Here is a 19,010-nt window from a genome sequence, read left to right as displayed (position 1 = left end):
TTCCCGGGGTCCCCGCCCGGGTGCGACCGACCGCCTTCGAGACCTCTTCGAAAAGGTAGAAAAGACCCGCAATGGCCGACGAGCTCACTCCCCAGAACCCCGACCCGCAGCCGGACGGCGAGGGCGAAGACGGCGGCATCGTGCTGCGCGTGGACGCCGTCTCGCTCGAGACGGAGATGCAGCGCAGTTATCTCGACTACGCGATGAGCGTCATCGTCTCGCGTGCGCTGCCGGACATCCGCGACGGCCTGAAGCCCGTGCACCGCCGCGTCCTGTACTCGATGTACGAGGGCGGCTACCGCCCGGAGCGCGGGTACTTCAAGTGCGCGCGCGTCGTCGGCGACGTCATGGGCAACTACCACCCGCACGGCGACTCGGCGATCTACGACGCCCTGGTGCGGCTGGCCCAGCCCTGGTCGATGCGGATGCCGCTCGTCGACGGCAACGGCAACTTCGGCTCCCCGGGCAACGACCCGGCCGCCGCCATGCGCTACACCGAGTGCCGCATGGCGCAGCTCGCCATGGAGATGCTCCGCGACATCGACGAGGAGACCGTCGACTTCGGGGACAACTACGACGGCCGCTCCCAGGAGCCCTCCGTCCTGCCCGCCCGCTTCCCGAACCTGCTGATCAACGGCTCGGCGGGGATCGCGGTCGGCATGGCGACGAACATCCCGCCGCACAACCTGCGCGAGGTCGCGGAAGGGGTGCAGTGGTACCTGGAGCACCCCCAGGCGTCCAACGACGAACTGCTCGAAGCCCTCCTGGAGCGCATCAAGGGCCCCGACTTCCCCAGCGGGGCGCTGGTCGTCGGCCGCAAGGGCATCGAGGAGGCGTACCGCACCGGCCGCGGCTCGATCCCGATGCGCGCGGTGGTCGAGGTCGAGGAGATCCAGGACCGGCAGTGCCTGGTGGTCACCGAGCTGCCGTACCAGGTCAACCCCGACAACCTGGCGCAGAAGATCGCCGACGGGGTGAAGGACGGCCGGCTGACGGGCATCGCGGACGTCCGGGACGAGACCTCGTCGCGTACGGGCCAGCGGCTGGTCATCGTGCTGCGCCGGGACGCCGTCGCGAAGGTCGTGCTGAACAACCTCTACAAGCACACCGACCTGCAGACGAACTTCGGTGCCAACATGCTCGCGCTGGTCGACGGCGTGCCGCGCACGCTGTCGCTGGACGCCTTCATCCGCTACTGGGTGGAGCACCAGGTCGACGTCATCGTCCGCCGCACCACCTTCCGGCTGCGCAAGGCCGAGGAGCGGGCGCACATCCTGCGCGGCCTGCTGAAGGCGCTGGACGCCATCGACGAGGTCATCGCGCTGATCCGGGCCTCCCAGACGGTCGACGTGGCGCGCCGGGGCCTGATGGACCTGCTGGAGATCGACGAGATCCAGGCGAACGCGATCCTGGAGATGCAGCTCCGCCGGCTGGCCGCCCTGGAGCGGCAGAAGATCACCGCGGAGCACGACGAGCTGCAGTCGAAGATCGACGACTACAACGCGATCCTCGCCTCCCCCGAGCGGCAGCGGCAGATCATCAGCGAGGAGCTGGCGGCGATCGTCGCGAAGTTCGGCAACGACCGGCGTACGCAGCTCGTGCCCTTCGACGGCGACGTGTCCATCGAGGACCTGATCGCCGAGGAGGACATCGTCGTCACGATCACCCGCGGCGGCTATGTGAAGCGGACGAAGACGAACGACTACCGCGCGCAGAAGCGCGGCGGCAAGGGCGTACGCGGGGCGCGGTTGCGCGAGGACGACATCGTCGACCACTTCTTCGTCTCCACCACCCACCACTGGCTGCTGTTCTTCACGAACAAGGGCCGGGTGTACCGCGCCAAGGCGTACGAGCTGCCGGACGCGGGACGCGACGCCAAGGGCCAGCACGTCGCGAACCTGCTGGCGTTCCAGCCGGACGAGCACATCGCGGAGATCCTGGCGATCCGGGACTACGCGGCCGCCCCGTACCTGGTGCTCGCGACCAAGGCCGGGCTGGTGAAGAAGACGGTGCTCAAGGACTACGACTCGCCCCGTCAGGGCGGCGTGATCGCCGTCAACCTGCGGGAGATGCCCGACGGCTCGCCGGACGAGGTGATCGGTGCCGAGCTGGTCTCGCCCGAGGACGACCTGCTGCTCGTCAGCAGGAAGGCCCAATCGATCCGGTTCACCGCAACGGACGAGGCGCTGCGCCCGATGGGCCGCGCGACCTCCGGCGTGAAGGGCATGAGCTTCCGCGAGGGTGACGAACTCCTCTCGATGAATGTCGTGCGGCCCGGTACGTTCGTGTTCACCGCCACCGACGGCGGTTACGCGAAGCGTACGAACGTGGACGACTATCGCGTTCAGGGACGAGGTGGCCTCGGCATCAAGGCGGCGAAGCTGGTGGAGGACCGGGGTTCGCTGGTGGGCGCGCTGGTGGTGGAGGAGTCGGATGAGATCCTCGCCATCACGCTCGGCGGCGGCGTGATCCGTACACGGGTCGACGAGGTCAGGGAGACGGGCCGTGACACCATGGGCGTCCAACTGATCAACCTGGGGAAGCGGGACGCCGTGGTCGGCGTCGCGCGGAACGCAGAAGCCGGTCGGGAGGCGGAGGAGGTCGAAGAGGCCGTCGACGCCGCCGTCGCCGCCGACGAGGCCGGGAGCACGGACGCCGGGGCCCAGGGCCCCGCCGCGGACGGTGAAGGCGAGGAGTAGGTCGTGAGTGGAGCCACGGGTGCCGGCGCCGGGCCGGCGAGGGCGGAGGGGTACGCGCAGCCGAACCCCCCGCCAGGTCCGGATGACGCCGGCGGTGGGCACGGCGGCCGGCGCGGGCGCAGACGCGGCGCCTCCGCTGCCGCCGGGGTCGGCGGCGCGGAGGACCCGCAAGCACACGCGTATCCGTACGACGGTGCCCCCGAGGGCCCGATGCCCCCGCCGACGGCCGCCCCCGGGGCCCCGCCGGCGCCGCACCACCCGCCGCAGGCGTACACCCCGCCGGCCGGCGTGGCCGGCGGCGGGCACGCCGGGGGGCGCACGGCGGGCCGCGGCGGTCAGGCGTACGAGCAGGCGCAGCAGACGGCCGCCGGGGTACGCAGGTCGCGTACCGGCGCCAGCACCGTACCGCGCACCCGGAAGGCGCGGCTGCGGATCGCGAAGGCCGACCCGTGGTCGGTGATGAAGGTCAGCTTCCTGCTCTCCATCGCGCTCGGCATCTGCACGATCGTGGCGGTGACGGTGCTGTGGATGGTGCTGGACGCGATGGGCGTCTTCAGCACGGTCGGCGGCACGATCAGCGAGGCCACCGGCTCGGACGACTCGGCCGGCTTCGACCTGGAGTCGTTCCTGTCGCTGCCCCGGGTGGCCGGGTTCACGGCGGTGGTGGCGCTGATCGACGTGGTCCTCGCCACGGCGCTGGCGACGCTGGGCGCGTTCATCTACAACCTCTCCGCCGGCTTCGTCGGCGGCATCGAGGTCACGCTGGCGGAGGACGAGTAGCGCCCGCCGGGTACACCCGCTATCGATTTGGGCCGCGGCTCGGCGGTGGGGTAATCTCTGTGCAGCGCGCGGCTATAGCTCAGTCGGTTAGAGCGCATCCCTGATAAGGATGAGGCCCCAGGTTCAAGTCCTGGTAGCCGCACCGGAAATGGCGAAGGGCGCCTCCTCGTGACGAGGAGGCGCCCTTCGCCTTTGTCATGCCGCCGCTCTCATGCGGCTGCGGACCCGGCGTGCGGCCGGGTCCGCCGGCCCGGGCGGGGGAGGAAGGGGACCAGGAGCATCGAGGCGGCGGTGATGATGCCGGCGGCCAGGAAGGCGCGGGCGTAGCCGTCCTCGGGGGCGCCGTGGCCCGCGGAGGCGACCGCCCCGAGGATCGCCAGGCCCAGCACCGCGCCGATCTGGCGCGAGGTGTTGACGAGGCCCGAGACGCCGCCGGCGTCCCGCTCGCCGACGCCGGAGGTGGAGACGTCGGTCAGCAGCGCCAGCAGGATGGCCTGGCCCGCGGCCATCGGGAGGGCCGGGCCGAGGATCGCGGAGACGAAGGTGCCGTCCGCGTCCATCGCCGCCGCCTGCCACAGGAACCCGGCGCCCGTGAGCAGCCCGCCGACCACCGTCATCGTGCGGCTGCCGAAGCGGGCCGAGAGCCGGGGCGCGAACTGGGAGGCGATGATGAGCGCGGCGGTGTGCGGGAGGAAGGCCAGGCCGGTGCGGATGGCGCTGTAGCCGAGGACGGTCTGCATGTAGAGGGTGAGGAAGTACCAGAGGGCGAAGGCGCCGACCATGCTGACGAGCGTGACGACGTTGCCGACGGCCACCGCGCGGATGCGGAACAGCCGCAGCGGCAGCAGCGGCTGCGCGGAGCGCGCCTCCACGGCGACGAAGCCCGCCAGCGCCGCGAGCCCGGCCAGCAGCGGCAGCAGCGCGGAGGCCGAGGTCCAGCCCGCCGACTCGGTCTCGGTGATGCCGTACGCCACGGCGCCGACGCCGCCGGTGACGAGCACGGCGCCGGGGAGGTCCAGGGCGGGGCGGTCGGTGTCCCGGCGCTGCTCGCGCAGCCAGACGAGGACGACGGCGCCCACGGCGAGGCCGATCGGCACGTTGATCAGGAGCACCCAGCGCCACGACGCCAGGTCGGTGAGCACGCCGCCGATGAGCCCGCCGGTCGCGCCGCCGGCGGCGCCGACCGCCGTCCAGGCGGCGATGGCCCGGGTACGGGCGGCGCCCTCGGGCAGCGCCCGGGTCAGCAGGGAGAGGGTGACGGGCGCGAGGAACGCGGCACCGACGCCCTGGGCGGCGCGGGCGGTGATGAGCACGGCGTCGCTCTGCGCCAGCCCGCCGGCGAGGCTGGCGGCGGCGAAGAGGCCGAGTCCCGTGAGGTAGACGCGCTTGGGGCCGAAGAGGTCGGAGAGCCGGCCGCCGAGCAGCAGGAAGCCGGCGAAGGTGAGGGCGTAGCCGTTGACGACCCACTGCAGCGCACTGCCGCTGAGGGCGAGGTCGTCGCGCATGCTGGGCAGGGCGACGTTGACGACGGAGACGTCGAGGACGACGAGGAACTGGCCGATGTACGAGGCGAGCAGCACCGGCCAGAGCCGGGGCGCGGACGCGACGCCCGCCGGTGCGGCGGCGGGGTCGCGGGACCGGGGGCCTGCGGTCGGATCGGTCGTCTTCGTCAGGGCCGCCGGGTCCGCGGCGTCGGTCGTGTCGGTGGCGTCGGGCGTGGTCATGACCGTCATCGTGCGCGGTGGACAGGGCCGTACGGATCGGGCGCCGGATGGAAACGGGGCGGGGACTTAGGTCCTAGTGCGGTCCTAGTGCCACGGTCCCGAGCCCGGCTCCGGTGTCGTACGCGCTGTGTATCATCGGGCTTCGTAGTCCAATGTCTCTGGAAGGACGAGGTCGCGGTGAAGAAGCTGTTCCTGATCGCATTGGCCGCTCTGGGCGGGCTTCTCGTGTACCGCCAGATCCAGGCGGATCGCGCCGAGCAGGACCTGTGGACGGAGGCCACCGACTCGGTGCCCTCCTCTTCGGGCGTCTGAGAACGCGAGAGCTCCGAGCAGGGCCGCCCGGTTCCGGGCCGGCTCTGGGCCCCGGCCCCGCCGCTTGCGCGGCGGTGCGGCTGGGGCCTCGGCATGACCGGGGCCCTGTTGCACGACCGTGACACCCGCCCCCTGTTATTTGCTACTGCACACGTTCTACGGTGCTTGAGCAAATGGCGGAGAACAAGGGGGGACTTGTCATGGAACGTATACTCCGCGGCTGCCGGAGACGGCCCGCGTACGCCGGCGTCGCCGCGGCGCTCGCCGCCGCGCTGAGCGCAGGACCGCTGCCTACGGCGACCGCTGCACCCGCAGCACCCGCTGAGCCCGCGCCGACCGGCGGCGGCCTGGTGATGGTGCTGGACTCCTCCGGCTCCATGGCCGACGACGACGGCTCCGGCGCCACCCGGATCGAGTCCGCCCGCGCGGCCGTCGGCACCGTCGTCGACGCCCTGCCCGACGGCTACCCGACCGGCCTGCGCGTCTACGGCGCCGACCGCGCCGGCGGCTGCACCGACACCCGCCTCGCCGTGCCCGTCGAGGGGCTGGACCGGGGCCGCATCAAGGACGCCGTAGCAGATGTGAAGCCGAAGGGCGATACCCCCATCGGCTACGCGCTCCAGCAGGCTGCCCGGGACCTCCCCGAGCGCCCGCCCGGCGCCCTCGGCCACCGCTCCATCCTGCTCGTCTCGGACGGCGAGGACACCTGCGGCACCCCCGACCCCTGCGAGGTCGCGGCGCAACTCGGCGAGACCGGCGGCGCCTTCGGCGCCCTGCGCATCGACACGGTCGGCTTCCAGGTCGGCGGCAGGGCCCGCGACGAGCTGAAGTGCATCGCGGAGAAGGGGCACGGCGCGTACTACGACGCCCCCGACGCCGACGCGCTCGCCCGCCAGCTTCAGCGCGCCGCCCGCCTCTCCGCCGACGGCTACCGCTTCCGCGGCGACCCGGTCGAGGGCGGCCTCGGCCGCGGCGGCGCCGCGGACGTCGCGCCCGGCCAGTACCTCGACAGCATCGGCGCGGGCGAGACCAAGTGGTACGCCGCCGAGCTGGACGCCGCCTCCGCCGCCGACTTCGGCGTCACCGCCGTGCCGCAGCCGGGTGTGCCCGTCGCGTACGGCGACGGCATCGAGCTGGAGCTGCACGCCACCGACGACTACGGCACCCGGTGCGACGCCAGGGACGGCCACTTCGAGCAGGACGAGGGCGCACAGCCGCTGACCGGCGCGGTCAGCCGCATCCCCAGCGCCGAGGGCGGCGAGCCCTGCGACGCCGCCGGCCGCTACCTGCTCAGCGTCCACCGCACCAGCGCCGCCGGCTCGGACCGGGCCCGCTGGCCGCTGGAGCTGGCCGTCGGCCAGGAGGAGCCGCTGCGCGCCGGCGTCACGCCCGCGCAGTCCGAGACCGACTACGGCCCGGCCGGTGACGAGGGCGCCGGACTGCCCACCTCAGAACCGGAGGACATCACCGGCGGTACGGGCTTCAACGACGCGAAGGCGATCGGACCCGGCGTCTGGCGCGACGAACTGCTGCCCGCGCAGACGCGCTTCTACAAGGTCGGGGTCGGCTGGGGCCAGCAGCTCCGCTACCGCGTCGAGTTCGCCAACGAGCCCACGCTCGACGGCGCCGCCGGGGTCTCCAGCTTCGCCGCCACGGACCTCTACTCGCCCGGCCGCGCCGTCGTCGGCGACGGACCGTTCAGCAGCAGCCGGAGCTACTACGGTGAGCCCGTGGCCGCCGACCTCGGTACGGTGCCGGTCAGTTGGACGAACCGCTACGAGACCGCCACCGAGGTCGTGCCCGTGCGCCGCGGCGGCGAGTACTACCTGTCGGTCTCGCTGGGGCCCGAGGCCGCGCGGTTCGCGCAGAACACGGCCATCGGCGTCGTGCTGCGCGTCGACGTGCTGGGCCAGGAGAAGTCGGGGCCGCGGCACGGGGCACCGGCCGCCGCCGTCGACGGGGGCGGCGGCGAGGACGGCGGGAAAGGCGGGAAGGATGCGCGGGCCGGGGCGGACGAGGAATCATCGGACTCCGTCCTGCCGCTCGCCGGCGGGATCGCGGGTGGCGTGCTGCTCGCCGGCGCGGGGGCCGCGTTCGTGATCGTACGGAACCGGAAGCGACGGCCGGCGGGCGAGGCACCGGCGGAAGCGGCGGCAGGCAACGGCGTAAGGGGTGGATGGTGAGGACGCGAACGATGGCGGGCCCGGTCGCGGCGCTGGCGGTGGCCGCGCTGGCGGCGCAGGCCGCGCTCCCGGCGGCGGCTTCGGCCGCTTCGGCGGCTTCTGCGGCCGGCCGGCAGGGAGCCGTGCCGGTGAACTCGCCCGCCGACGCGGGCGAATACCGGACGGCGAAGGACGCCGAGCCCATCGAGGGCGCCGCGAGCAGCACCGGCGGCGAGAAGGTGGAGGCCGGCAAGACCTACACCGACTCCCTCGCCCCCGGCGACAAGCTGTACTACAGCGTCACGCTCGACGCGAAGTCCAACGCCTGGATATCCGCCGTGGCCGCGCCGAAGCCGGGTACCAAGGTCGCGTACGGCGACGGTATCGAGCTGGAGCTGGAGAGCAAGGGCGGCGACCGGTGCAGCAGCTCCGACGTCGACTTCGCCGCCGACGGTGCCGCCCGGCCGATCGCCGACTACGTCGGGCGCATGGCCCAGCCCGGCGGCACCTGCCAGGAGGCCGGCGTCTACAACCTCATCGTCACCCGCGTCAGCGACGCGACCTCCAGCCCGGCGGAGTGGCCGCTTGAGCTGCGCTTCATGGCGGAGCCGCCGCTGGCGAAGGCCGGGTCGACGACCCCGCCCGACCCGCAGTCGATCCCCACGCAGGCCCCGCCCCCGCCGACCGGCAAGGCCGAACCGCGCAAGGGCGGCACCGGGTTCAACGACGCGGTCGCCATCGACCACGGCGTGTGGACGGACAAGATCCGGCCGGGTGACACGCACTTCTACCGGGTGCCGCTGGACTGGGGCCAGCAGCTCTTCCTGCAGACCGAGTTCGGTACGACGCGGGTGAGCGACGAGACGGCGTTCGCCTCCAACGGGGTGCGTGTCGACTTCTACAACCCCGCGCGCGGGTTCGTCGCCAACGAGAACGAGACGTACTTCGGCGACGACCCTGCGGCGATCCCCGCCGTGGCCCCGCCGGTGGCGTACGAGAACCGCTACGCGGTCTACAGCGGCGAGCTCGGCAACGTCGGCTTCGCGGGCTGGTACTACATCGCCGTCAGCGTGTCCGAGGAGGTCGGGGAGTTCGCGGACGGGCCGGTGCCGGTGGAGCTGCGGACGACCATCAAGGGCGAGCCCGAGGAGGGCCCGGCGTACGACGGGGACGCGGCGGCGGCCGGGTTCGCGGTGACGGACGACGACCGCGACATGGCGGCGGAGGGCGCGCCGGCCGGTGCGGACGGCGACGGCGACGGTGCCGGGAAGAAGATCCTGGCGATCGCCGGGATCGGCGCGGGCGTGCTGCTGCTGGCCGGCCTGGGGCTGTGGATGCTGCTGGCGCGGCGCCGGCCGGTGCCCGGCGCGGGGGCGGGTCCGCAGGTGGCGGGCGAGGACACGCAGACGGCGCCCGGTGCGTACGGGAGTGGGGCCGGGGGTCCCGCGTACGGCGAGCGCCCGTACGGGGACGGGTACCCGCCGCCGCCACCGCAGCAGAACTGGCGGCAGTAGGAGAGGAGCCGGGCGTACGGGCGTCAGCCCGAGGCCAGCGCCCAGACGCCGGCCGCCATCAGCAGCACCGCGAGCACCACGACCGGGATCGCCACCTTCGCGGGCGGTCCCGGTCGCCGTTGCGGCGCCGCGGCGCCCGGCCGGGGCTGCGGGGGCCGGGACTGCGGCTGCGACGCGGCCGTCGTGTACGGGGCGGTGGGCGTCGGCGGCTGCGACGCGGCCGGTGGCGCGATGCCGTAGCTGGTCGCCTCGGCCGGGTCGTGCGCGCCGGGCCGCCCCGCCGCGGGCGGGTGCGCGGTGCCGGGCCCCGCCGGGCCCGGCTCGGGCGCGGCGGCCGCGGGCGGGGGTACGTATCCGGTGCCGCCCGGCGCGTACGCGGGCCCCGCCGGGCCCGCTGCGTCACCGGCCGGCCCCGTACCCGTACCGGGACCGGGACCTCCACCAGCACCAGCACCGAGTCCTGCACCGAGCCCCGTACCGGAACCCGGCCCCGGCGCGGCCTCCGCCGCCCGTTCCTCCGCTCGCTCCGGACCTCGCGGCCCGAACCCCACCGGCAGCGGCCCGAGCTGGTCGAAGACCTCCACCGGCTCCTCCGCCGGATCCAGCTCCGGCAGCAGCTCCGCCGCCTCCGCCAGCGCCTTCCGCGTACCCGTCGCGGTGCGGAACCGCATCTCCGGATCCGGCTGCAGCAGGCTCGCGAGCACCTGCCACAGCGGCTCCGGCACCTCCTTCGGGGCCGGCGGCACGCCGTTCTTCAGATACATCTCCACCAGCGCCTGGCTGTCCGGACGCTCCCCGGTCAGCAGGTACAGCGCCACCAGACCCACCGCGAACAGGTCCGCGGGGAAGTCGGGCTCCGCGCCCAGCATCTGCTCGGGCGCGAAGTAACCGGGCGTCCCGACGACGAAGTTGGTGTCGGTCAGCCGCGGCTCGCCCTTGCGCATGGAGATGCCGAAGTCGGAGAGCCGGAGGTGCGGCCGGCCGGTGCCGGTCGCCTCCAGCAGCACGTTCGCCGGTTTGATGTCGCGGTGCACGACGTTCTCGCCGTGCACCGCGGCCAGGCCGGCGAGCAGTTGGTCGAGCAGCAGGCAGACGAACCGCGGCGGGAGCGGTCCGTAGTCGCCGATCAGATGGGCCAGTGAGCCGCCGCCCACCAGGTCCATCGTGAACAGCACCTTGTCGTCGTCGGCCGCCCAACTGGCGGGTGCCAGCACGTGCGGGTGGTCGATGCGTACCGCCTGCTCGCGGACGAAGCGCAGCAGCGTGTGCGCGTCGCTCTGCTGCAGCACCTTGGCCGCCACATAGCGCCGTCGCCGGTGATCCCAGGCGCGCCAGACCGCGCCCACCCCGCCCCGGCCGATCGGATCGATCAGCTCGTACCGCCCAGCGAAGACCTCACCCATGCTGCTGCGCCCGCCCCTTGTACGGCTTCGTTAGTAATTCATCAGGTTATGACTGATGTGCTTCGTAATGTGCTACGGCATCGGCAGTGCGCCCGGCGCCGTACACCCGGAGGAACTCTGCCAGCTCCGGCTGTGTCGGCGCGAGCCGGTCCGCCGCGTCGATGATGTCGCCGGCGGCGGCCACCGAGCGCAGCAGGGACTGGATCTCCCGTACGACGCGGCGCACCGTCGTCGATCCGGTCGACGATTGCGTCTGCGTCGTCCCGAGCACCGCCCCTCCCGCGCTCTTGCGGATCCCCTCCATCCGTTCCGCCGCCTCCGCCGCGGAAACGCTGCCGCTCGACACCTCGGCGGCCAACTCCTGCAACGCCTGTACGCGCTGCACCACCGACGGATTGCCGATCTTTGCCCGCTGCCCGCTCATGAGCTGCGACAGCATCGGCGCCGAGATACCGAGCACGGCGGCCAGCCGTGCCTGGTTCAGGCCGAGATCGTCGATCAGCCGCCGGAACAGCACGCCCAGCGGTTCGCCATACCAGCTTCGCTGTAGTTCTCGTGCGCGTTCGCTGGTGTCCTGCCGTGGAGCTCCCATGCCGTGCGGCCTCCCCAGATGTCCCCGAGTCCAGATTCGCGCTTGCGAACTGCATCCTACGGAGCGGGACCGCCCCCAGACAGACCTCGGGGAGGTGAGATAACCGGGACGCGTTCTTCCACGTCCGCGACGGTCTACGCGTGCCACTCCGGGCACCCGCCGGGGGGCTCAGGACAGCTCGGGCGGCGGGGTGCGCTCCTCGTCGACGCGGTCCACGCGCTCCAGCTCGCCCCAGACCACGTAGCGGTGCCGGGAGGTGTACATCGGGGTGCACGTGGTGAGCGTGATGTACCGCCCCGGCTTCGTCTTCCCGGACTCCTCCGGGATCTTGTCCAGCACGCCGGTGTTGTACTTCGACGTCTCGGAGAGCACGGCGTAGGTCTTGTAGACGTACCACCGGTCCTTGGTCTCGAAGACGATCGGGTCGCCCTCATCGATGCGGTGGATGTCGTGGAACTTCGCGCCGTGCCCGTCGCGGTGCGCGGCGAGCGTGAAGTTGCCGCGGCGGTCCCAGGGCATGGCCGACTTCCTCGGCTCGGTGTAGTAGCCGGCGACGCCCTTGTTGAGGTCGTCGGTCGCCGTGCCCTTGCGGACGAGGATGTTCTCCTCCATCGCGGGCACGTGCAGGAAGCCGATGCCGCCCTTGAGGTCGCCGATGTCCACGGGGCGGGGCTTGCCGTCGTCCGGGGTGTTCTCCCAGGAGTCGCGGAGGTCGTCGGTCATGCGGCCGGCTTCGCGGTTGGCCTGGACGTTGGTCCAGTACAGGGAGTAGACGACGAAGAGGGCCATCAGGACGCCGACGGTGATCAGCACCTCGCCGAAGAGGCTGACGGCCCCGGCGAGCAGGCCGCGGGGACGGGGGCGGGGCGGGGCCGCTGCTTCTTCCTCTCCTTCTGCGGCCTCCCCTTCGTCCCGTACGGGCTCGGCCGCTTCTCCGGCTCCGCCCTTCGCTCCTTCGCCGGCTACGGGCTCCGCCGCCTTCTCCCCGGCCGCTTCTTCTCCGGGCTCCTCCGGCTCCTGGGCTTTCGGCGCAGCCTCTCCCGCGGCCTCCGCTGCGGGTCTGCTCTCCCGCTCATCGTCCGTCGCTGCCACCGCTTCCCCGTTCGTTCCGTCCCGCCGGCCTCCGGCCGCCCGTACCGCTCAGTCCATGAGCGCGTCGGGCTTGCCCTCGCTGCGCGGACGCTCCTCGATCATCTTGCCCCAGACAATAAGCCGATATTTGGACGTGTACTCAGGTGTACAGGTCGTTAGTGTGACGTAGCGGCCCGGCCCGGTGAATCCCGACCCCTCGGGCACCGGGTCGATGACATCGGTGTTCGAGGGCGAAGTCGACGGGAGCGTGCTGGACACCTCGTAGATGTAGTACGTGTCCTTGGTCTCGACGATGATCTCCTCGCCCTTCTCCAGCCGGTTGATGTACCGGAAGGGCTCGCCGTGGGTGTTGCGGTGCCCGGCGACCGCGAAGTTCCCCTTCTCGTCCCACGGCATCGCGGTCTTGAGGTCGCCCTCCGAGTAGTGGCCGAGAAGGCCGCGGTCCAGGACCTTCTGCTTGTTGATGCCCTGGGCTACCGGCCGGTTCACGTCCAGCGACGGGATATGCATGATCGCGAAGCCCTCGCCGGCCTCGAACGCCCCCGGGTCGCGGGCGTCCTCCTTGCCCGCGCCGTCGCCGCGCTTCCACTGCTCCTCCAGTTGCTGGGCCTCCTGCCGGGACTCGCGGTCGGCGAGGACGTTGGTCCACCAGAGCTGATACACGACGAAGAGGAGCATCAGCACGCCCAGGGTGATGAACGCCTCGCCGGTGATGCGGCTGAGCAGCACGGTGCGCTGCTGCTTGGCGGCGCGGGCGGCCTTGCGGGCGGACATGCGGGTGCCCAGCGCGCGGGCGACGTTCAGGGACATCGTCTGAACGGTGCGGTCCTCGCGGTCGCCGCGTCCTTCGCGGCCGTCATCAGCTATGCCGCGGCGGCGGGAGGCGGGGGCGGTGCCCCAGGTGAGGCGCTGGTCGCCGTTCGCGGCCTGGTCGGGGATACGGGCGGCGGGGGGAGGTGCCGGAGCCGGTGCCTGTACCTGGGTCTGTTGCCGGGCCTGCTGCCGGGCATGGGGCTGCGCCGTCTGGGCCTGGGCGGGGTCGGCCGTGGCGGGGGCGCCGGCGTGGGCTGCGGCGGAGAGGTCGCCCCAGGGGGAGGGGTCGCGGTGGCCCGAGGGGGCGGCGCCGGCGGCCGCGCCTTCGGCGGCGCCCGCCGGGGCGGCGCCTCCGGCGTGCCGGCCGTGGGCGGGCGCGCGGTACGGCTCCTGCTGCTGCTCCTCGACGGCGGGCCGCCCGGCGTGGCGGCGCGGGGCGGGGTTGGGGGCGGGGGTGGTGGCCTGCGCGGCGGGCGGGTCGAGCGGATCGGTGAGGGGGTCGCCGGTCCTGGCCCTGCGGCCGGTGGGGGGTGCCGGGTCGAGGGGGTCGGTCAGCGGGTCGCCGGTCACCGCGGGGTAGGAGGCGCCGAGGGGGTCGGCGGGGGCCTGGTCGTAGCCGAGGAGCTGCGGGTCGTACGCCGCCGGGCCCTGCGGGGTGTACGCGGAGGCGCTCTGCCCGTACGCGGCCGCCTGCGGCGCCTCCGCGTACGGGGACGGGTGGCCCGCGTCGTACGACGACATCGGGTACTGCGCCGCGGTCCCCCCCTGCGGCACGATCGCCGTCTGGCCGTCCGGCGCATCGGCGCGCGCGGGGTACGCCGGGGATGCGTGGGCGCCGGGGGCGGCGCGGTCGTCCGGCCGGTGGGCGTGCGGGGCGGAGTCCGGGGTGGGCGCGTAGCCGTCGGGGTGGTGGGCGTCGTGGGGCGGCGGATCGTTTCGCGGGGTGCCCTGCGAAGGGTCCGCGGGGCGCGGGTAGTCGGCGGGGACGGCGTACGGATCGCGGCCGTCCGGCGGGGTGTGCGGGCGGAACCAACGGGAGACCGCCGAGGTCGGCGACTCCGGCCGCTCCAGCGGCCGCGGCCGCGGGCCGTCCGCGGCGACGGGCTCCTGCCGCGGCACGTGCGGCTGCGGGTGGGCGGTCTGCGGCTGCGAGGGCTGGTCCTGCGGGTACTGCTGCTGTGTGAAAGGACCCTGCCCCTGCGGCGGCTGTGCGCCCTGCTCCTGCCCCGGTCCCGCGTCGGCGCTGCGCGGCGGCGGCAGGGGGTCGCCGCGGAGCGGGTTGCGGTGGGCGTACTCGGGCAGGTGGCCCTGCTCCAGCGGATCCTGCCCGCCGCCCCCGGCGCCGTAGCCTCCGGGCCCCCGGCCCCGGCCGCCCAGCCCCGGTTCGTACGTCCCGGAGCCGCCCCCGGTGCCCGCGCCGTAACCGGCGGGCTCCGGCCCCGTACCGGAGCCGAACCCCGGCCGCGTACCGGACGACCCGGCACCCGCGCCGGACACCCCGGCGCCCTGGCCGCGGCCCCCGGCACCACCCGGGCCACCGGACCCCGGCCCCGCCCGCCCGCTCGCTCCCGACGTGTCCCTGCGCGGCAGCGGCGGCCGGCCGCCGGACTGCGGGTCGGTGAGCGGGTCCCCGGCGTCACCCGCCGGCCGGCCGGGGGCGCTTGAGTCATGGAAGCCGCGGTAACGCGCTTCGCGCCCCGGTTCGCGCTCCTCAGCGCGCCCCGGTGCGTTGTCGTCCGGCCGGGTGTCGGTCACCCCGCGGTCCCGGCCGCCCCGCCGCCCGCAGGCGCCAACCCGCCCACGGGCGCCACCTCGGGTGCCGGGCCGCGTGCCGAGCCCGTCGCGAAACCGCCCGTCACCGGCGCCAGCCCCGCCGACCGCTCGACGGCCCCGCCGTCGCCGCACTCGGCCAGCCAGTTCGCCAGCATCCGGTGCCCCCACTCCGTCAGCACCGACTCCGGGTGGAACTGCACGCCCTCCACCGGCAGATCGCGGTGGCGCAGCCCCATCACCAGGCCGCTGTCCGTCTCCGCCGTGACTGCCAGCTCGTCGGGCAGCGACTCCCGCTCGACGGCCAGCGAGTGGTACCGCGTCGCCGTGAACGGCGACGGCAGCCCGGCGAACACGCCCGCGCCGCCGTGCGTCACCGGCGAGGTCTTGCCGTGCAGCAACTCCGGCGCCCGGCCGACCACACCGCCGTACGCGACCGCCATCGACTGCAGCCCGAGGCAGACCCCGAACACCGGCAGCCCGCGCTCCGCGCAGTGCCGCACCATGTCGACGCACACCCCGGCCTGCTCCGGGGTGCCGGGCCCGGGGGACAGCAGCACGCCGTCGAAGCCGTCGTCCGCGTGCTGCGGCGTCACCTCGTCGTTGCGCAGCACCTCGCACGAGGCGTCGAGCTGGCACAGGTACTGGACCAGGTTGAAGACGAAGCTGTCGTAGTTGTCCACGACCAGAATGCGCGCGCTCATCGCCGGGCGGCTCCCTCGTCGACGGTGACGTCGTTGAACGGCAGCAGCGGTTCGGCCCAGGGGAACACGTACTGGAAGAGGAGGAAGACGATGCCGAGGACGAGGATGAGCGAGATCAGCGCCCGTACCAGCGCGTTGCCCGGCAGATGCCGCCAGATCCAGCCGTACATGCGTCCCTCTTCGCCGATCTTCGCCGTTGTCCTTGCGTTGCCTTGCCGCTGCCTTTGCGTGGCCCGTCCGCGGCCCGCGTGTGGCCTTGTGCCGCTGCCGAATTCGTCCGTACGAGTCACCAGACTAACGACACGTGCCCCGCGAAGCGGCGGGCTTCGCCCGCGTCACCAACCGGGGGGACGTGGGAGTGGTCACTCCACGGGGCGGGCGTGGTGCAGGCCGACGGTGCCGGAGTAGCCGGGCAGCGTCACCGAATCGTGTCGGTCGACCTCGTAGCCGAGGCCGTACGCCTCGACGTAGCGCAGATAGTTCTGCACCGCGGGCTCAGTGTCCAGGGCGGCCTGGAGATCCTGCCGGTCGCCGACCGCGGTGATCTTGTACGGGGGTGAGTACACCCGGCCCTGGAGGATCAGGGTGTTGCCGACGCAGCGCACCGCGCTGGTGGAGATCAGCCGCTGGTCCATGACCCGGATGCCCTCCGCGCCGCCCGCCCACAGGGCGTTGACGACGGCCTGCAGATCCTGCTGGTGCACGACGAGGGTGTCCGGCGTGGGGTCGGGCACGCCGGGGATGAGCGGGGTGGCGTCCGGCGGGGCGTCGGTGAGCGTCACCGTGAGCCCGGCGCCGTCGACCTCGGTGGCCCCGGCCGCCCGCTCCGCCTCCCGGAGCTCCTTGCCGGGGGCGGTGCCGGCGCCGTGGTCGCGCTCGGCGAGGGAGTCGACGTCCTCGCGGAGGGAGGCGTTGCCGCCGTCGAGGCGCTGGTTGGCGCGGTCGCGCTCGTAGATGAGGTCGGTGAGCCGGAGCATGGAGTCGTCGGTGCGCAGGTTGGTGCCCTGCGCGGTGTTGAAGCTGGTCCAGAAGATCAGCCCGGCGAGGGCGAAGGCGGCGAAGGTGAACAGCCGTGCGGGCCTGATACGGAGCCGCCGAGCGGAATTGGTCACCGTACCCTTGTCTCCTTACCCCCGGTGGAAGGACTACGCTAACGGACACGCCCGGGGAAGGAGCCGCCCCCGCGGCTCGGGGCCTCCCCGTCAGGCCCGCAACCGCAGCGTCGACAGGAGAGTCTCTCGTGCCGAAGTCACGGATCCGTAAGAAGGCCGATTACACCCCGCCGCCGGCGAAGTCGGGCGAGTTCAAACTGTCTGGCACCGGCAGGAGCTGGGTGGCGCCGCTGATGCTGGCGCTGTTCGTCGTCGGACTCGCCTGGATCGTCGTGTTCTACGTCACCACCGGGGACCTGCCGCTCGAAGCGATCGGCAACTGGAACATCGTGGTCGGCTTCGGCTTCATCCTCGCGGGGTTCGTCGTCTCCACGCAGTGGAAGTAGCCACCGCCACCCCCTCGCGGCCCGCCGCGGGCAGAGTTATCCACAGGTCATCCACATGCTGTGCAGAAAGCAGAAGATCTGTGGATAACCTCAGTGGCATTGACGCCGGTCCGACCGCGGTACACCGTCCGGACCAGCGGTGATTCCGCGACCTGTCAAGGAAAACGCAGGGGTGTTCGATATCGAACGGCTGTCCCCACGGTACGCACAGGGTCGCTGACTACCTGTGGACAACTTCGGGCGTGGCTGCTTGCCCCACCCCTCTCAACGCGGCTGCGGCCCGGAGGTTACGAGGCCCGCCGCGGCGGGCGCTACGTCAGTTGCAGGGTGCGGATCACGACCACCGCGACGATCGCCAGCAGCGCCGCCGCCGCCACCGCCCGCTGCACCAGGACCCGCTTGTCGCGGGGCGCGTGCACGAACCCGTACGCGACGGCCGTGCCGATCACCAGCCCGCCGATGTGGCCCTGCCAGGCGATGCCCGACCAGGTGAAGGTGAAGACCAGGTTGATCGCCAGCAGCACCAGCACGGGCCGCATGTCGTAGTTCATCCGGCGCACCAGCACCGCGGTGGCGCCGAAGAGGCCGAAGATGGCGCCGGAGGCGCCGAGGGCGGCGTCGTTGGGCGCGGCGACCAGGTAGAACAGCGCGCTGCCGCCGAGGCCGGAGAGCACGTAGAGCGTGACGAACCGCAGCCGGCCGAGCGCGGCCTCCAGCGGCGGCCCGAGGAACCACAGCGCCAGCATGTTCAGCACGATGTGGGCGACTTCCTCGTGCAGGAAGACGGAGCTGAGCAGCCGGTAGTACTGGCCCTCTGCGACGCCTTCGAGCGGCCCGCCGAAGGAGAAGATCGCTTTCCCGACGAGGAGCATCGGGTCGCTGACCCGGTCGCCGCCGGTGAGCACGGCGAGGAAGACCGCGAGGTTGAGACCCAGGATGATCTTGGTGATGAGCCGCGGGTCCTCCGACATGACGCCGCCCGCGAGCGTACGGGGCGCGGCGGCGCCCGGCGCGGAGCCCGTACCCGAGCCGCCGTGGACGCACTCGGGGCACTGGAAGCCGACCGACGCGCTTATCATGCACTCCGGGCAGATGGGCCGGTCGCAGCGGACGCAGCGCACGCCGGTCTCGCGGTCCGGGTGCCGGTAGCAGCCCGGCAGCCCGCTGTCCTCGGCCGGTCTCTCCGCCCCTCCCGGCGCCTGGTCCGTCATTGCCCCGCGTCCCCTCTGGTTCTCCGCACGCCCCGCCCCGCACTCCCGCCCGTCGACTCACCTGCTGGTGGTACGACGGGCGGGGCGCTCAGGTTCCCGGGGTCAGCGGCGCGTGATCTCCACGGACTCGATGACCACGTCCTTCTCGGGGCGGTCGGCCCGCTTCGTCCGGACGGCCGCGATCTCGTCGACGACCTTCTTGCCGGCCTCGTCGGCGACCTCACCGAAGATGGTGTGCTTGCCGGTCAGCCAGGCGGTCGGCGCCACGGTGATGAAGAACTGCGAGCCGTTGGTGCCGGGCCCGGCGTTCGCCATCGCCAGCAGGTACGGGCGGTCGAAGGCCAGGTCCGGGTGGAACTCGTCACCGAACTCGTAGCCGGGGCCGCCGGTGCCGTTGCCCAGCGGGTCACCGCCCTGGATCATGAAGCCGCTGATGACGCGGTGGAACACGGTGCCGTCGTACAGACGCTCGGTGGAGACCTTGCCCGTCGCCGGGTGGGTCCACTCGCGCTCGCCGGTGGCGAGCCCGACGAAGTTCTGCACCGTCTTCGGCGCGTGGTTCGGCAGGAGCTTCACCTCGATGTCGCCGTGGTTCGTCTTCAGGGTGGCGTAGAGCTGCTCGGCCACGATGTGCCTTCCTTACGGATTCATTTGCGTCCCCCGATCCTCGCACGCCCGCCCGGGCGATCCCCAGCCTCCTGCCAAGTGACCGGCGTGACATAACATGCTTAAACGG

Annotated in this window: 16 protein-coding genes and 1 tRNA gene; 7 read left to right on the top strand and 10 right to left on the bottom strand. The window is 72.9% G+C overall.

Annotated elements, in window-relative coordinates:
• The first annotated feature begins 71 nt into the window (after positions 1-71).
• The 3 genes from gyrA (at position 72) to CXR04_RS18050 (ending at position 3,621) form a co-directional block, all read left to right on the top strand.
• Positions 72-2,699 (top strand): DNA gyrase subunit A, encoded by a 2,628-nt coding sequence (gene gyrA / locus CXR04_RS18060; protein WP_101423423.1) that lies wholly within the window; start codon positions 72-74, stop codon positions 2,697-2,699.
• Positions 2,700-2,702: 3 nt separating this feature from the next.
• Positions 2,703-3,479, top strand: a complete 777-nt coding sequence (locus CXR04_RS18055) for a DUF3566 domain-containing protein (protein WP_101423422.1) — start codon at positions 2,703-2,705, stop codon at positions 3,477-3,479.
• 68 nt (positions 3,480-3,547) lie between these two features.
• Positions 3,548-3,621 (top strand) — tRNA-Ile (locus CXR04_RS18050).
• Between the two features lie 67 nt (positions 3,622-3,688).
• Here the strand turns inward: CXR04_RS18050 and CXR04_RS18045 are convergent.
• Positions 3,689-5,203 carry an MFS transporter gene (locus CXR04_RS18045; protein ID WP_101423421.1) on the bottom strand — a complete coding sequence of 505 codons (1,515 nt, stop codon included), beginning with the start codon at positions 5,201-5,203 and terminating at the stop codon, positions 3,689-3,691.
• A gap of 177 nt (positions 5,204-5,380) precedes the next feature.
• Between CXR04_RS18045 and CXR04_RS35990 the strand changes: the two genes are divergently transcribed.
• The 3 genes from CXR04_RS35990 to CXR04_RS36470 all read left to right on the top strand — a co-directional run bounded on the left by CXR04_RS35990 (position 5,381) and on the right by CXR04_RS36470 (position 9,191).
• Complete coding sequence (locus tag CXR04_RS35990) at positions 5,381-5,515, top strand: DLW-39 family protein (protein ID WP_018838829.1); 135 nt, start codon at positions 5,381-5,383, stop codon at positions 5,513-5,515.
• Between the two features lie 200 nt (positions 5,516-5,715).
• Positions 5,716-7,698: a vWA domain-containing protein gene (locus CXR04_RS18040; protein WP_101423420.1), complete on the top strand. Its 1,983-nt coding sequence runs from the start codon at positions 5,716-5,718 to the stop codon at positions 7,696-7,698.
• A gap of 11 nt (positions 7,699-7,709) precedes the next feature.
• Positions 7,710-9,191 carry a hypothetical protein gene (locus CXR04_RS36470; protein WP_267898193.1) on the top strand — a complete coding sequence of 494 codons (1,482 nt, stop codon included), beginning with the start codon at positions 7,710-7,712 and terminating at the stop codon, positions 9,189-9,191.
• Positions 9,192-9,214: 23 nt separating this feature from the next.
• On the opposite strand, the gene CXR04_RS18030 is transcribed toward CXR04_RS36470, so the two are convergent.
• From CXR04_RS18030 to CXR04_RS18005, 7 genes are all read right to left on the bottom strand, one after another.
• Complete coding sequence (locus CXR04_RS18030; RefSeq protein WP_101423418.1) at positions 9,215-10,594, bottom strand: serine/threonine-protein kinase; 1,380 nt, start codon at positions 10,592-10,594, stop codon at positions 9,215-9,217.
• Positions 10,595-10,640: 46 nt separating this feature from the next.
• Positions 10,641-11,186, bottom strand: coding sequence for a DNA-binding protein (locus CXR04_RS18025; protein ID WP_101423417.1), 546 nt, complete (start codon positions 11,184-11,186; stop codon positions 10,641-10,643).
• 168 nt (positions 11,187-11,354) lie between these two features.
• Positions 11,355-12,278 (bottom strand): class E sortase, encoded by a 924-nt coding sequence (locus CXR04_RS18020; protein ID WP_101423416.1) that lies wholly within the window; start codon positions 12,276-12,278, stop codon positions 11,355-11,357.
• Positions 12,279-12,326: 48 nt separating this feature from the next.
• A complete protein-coding gene (locus tag CXR04_RS36920) occupies positions 12,327-13,832 on the bottom strand; it encodes a class E sortase (protein WP_442802465.1) in 1,506 nt (501 codons plus the stop codon).
• A 1,010-nt stretch (positions 13,833-14,842) separates the two neighbouring features.
• Positions 14,843-15,565: an aminodeoxychorismate/anthranilate synthase component II gene (locus CXR04_RS18010; RefSeq protein WP_101423414.1), complete on the bottom strand. Its 723-nt coding sequence runs from the start codon at positions 15,563-15,565 to the stop codon at positions 14,843-14,845.
• Complete coding sequence (locus CXR04_RS35265) at positions 15,562-15,735, bottom strand: hypothetical protein (protein WP_027774183.1); 174 nt, start codon at positions 15,733-15,735, stop codon at positions 15,562-15,564. Before CXR04_RS35265 ends, CXR04_RS18010 begins: the two co-directional genes overlap by 4 nt.
• Positions 15,736-15,927: 192 nt before the next feature.
• Positions 15,928-16,677, bottom strand: a complete 750-nt coding sequence (locus tag CXR04_RS18005; protein WP_101423413.1) for a DUF881 domain-containing protein — start codon at positions 16,675-16,677, stop codon at positions 15,928-15,930.
• Positions 16,678-16,805: 128 nt separating this feature from the next.
• Here CXR04_RS18005 and crgA point away from each other — a divergent pair, with 128 nt between their 5' ends.
• Entirely contained in the window at positions 16,806-17,063 is a 258-nt protein-coding gene (crgA, locus tag CXR04_RS18000; protein ID WP_101423412.1) for a cell division protein CrgA, read from the top strand.
• Between the two features lie 311 nt (positions 17,064-17,374).
• Here the strand turns inward: crgA and CXR04_RS17995 are convergent, their stop codons facing one another.
• Together CXR04_RS17995 and CXR04_RS17990 are read right to left on the bottom strand one after the other, a co-directional pair.
• The gene (locus CXR04_RS17995; RefSeq protein ID WP_101423411.1) at positions 17,375-18,274 is read right to left on the bottom strand and encodes a rhomboid family intramembrane serine protease; all 900 of its coding nucleotides are present in this window, start codon (positions 18,272-18,274) and stop codon (positions 17,375-17,377) included.
• 102 nt (positions 18,275-18,376) lie between these two features.
• Positions 18,377-18,901 (bottom strand): peptidylprolyl isomerase, encoded by a 525-nt coding sequence (locus tag CXR04_RS17990; protein ID WP_101423410.1) that lies wholly within the window; start codon positions 18,899-18,901, stop codon positions 18,377-18,379.
• Positions 18,902-19,010 lie beyond the last annotated feature (109 nt).

Origin of the sequence: Streptomyces sp. CMB-StM0423, assembly GCF_002847285.1 — a bacterium.
Lineage (GTDB): Bacteria > Actinomycetota > Actinomycetes > Streptomycetales > Streptomycetaceae > Streptomyces.
Note: the sequence above shows the minus strand (reverse complement) of the source record. Positions and strands in the feature narration are given on the sequence as shown.

What these genes read in the sequence shown, in the direction of transcription:
- gyrA (WP_101423423.1), top strand. Translation starts at nt 72, where the DNA reads ATGGCCGACGAGCTCACTCCCCAGAACCCCGACCCGCAGCCGGACGGC.
- CXR04_RS18045 (WP_101423421.1), bottom strand. Translation starts at nt 5,203, where the DNA reads ATGACCACGCCCGACGCCACCGACACGACCGACGCCGCGGACCCGGCG.
- CXR04_RS18040 (WP_101423420.1), top strand. Translation starts at nt 5,716, where the DNA reads ATGGAACGTATACTCCGCGGCTGCCGGAGACGGCCCGCGTACGCCGGC.
- CXR04_RS36470 (WP_267898193.1), top strand. Translation starts at nt 7,710, where the DNA reads ATGGCGGGCCCGGTCGCGGCGCTGGCGGTGGCCGCGCTGGCGGCGCAG.
- CXR04_RS18030 (WP_101423418.1), bottom strand. Translation starts at nt 10,594, where the DNA reads ATGGGTGAGGTCTTCGCTGGGCGGTACGAGCTGATCGATCCGATCGGC.
- CXR04_RS18025 (WP_101423417.1), bottom strand. Translation starts at nt 11,186, where the DNA reads ATGGGAGCTCCACGGCAGGACACCAGCGAACGCGCACGAGAACTACAG.
- CXR04_RS36920 (WP_442802465.1), bottom strand. Translation starts at nt 13,832, where the DNA reads ATGTCGTCGTACGACGCGGGCCACCCGTCCCCGTACGCGGAGGCGCCG.
- CXR04_RS18010 (WP_101423414.1), bottom strand. Translation starts at nt 15,565, where the DNA reads ATGAGCGCGCGCATTCTGGTCGTGGACAACTACGACAGCTTCGTCTTC.
- CXR04_RS35265 (WP_027774183.1), bottom strand. Translation starts at nt 15,735, where the DNA reads ATGTACGGCTGGATCTGGCGGCATCTGCCGGGCAACGCGCTGGTACGG.
- CXR04_RS17995 (WP_101423411.1), bottom strand. Translation starts at nt 18,274, where the DNA reads ATGACGGACCAGGCGCCGGGAGGGGCGGAGAGACCGGCCGAGGACAGC.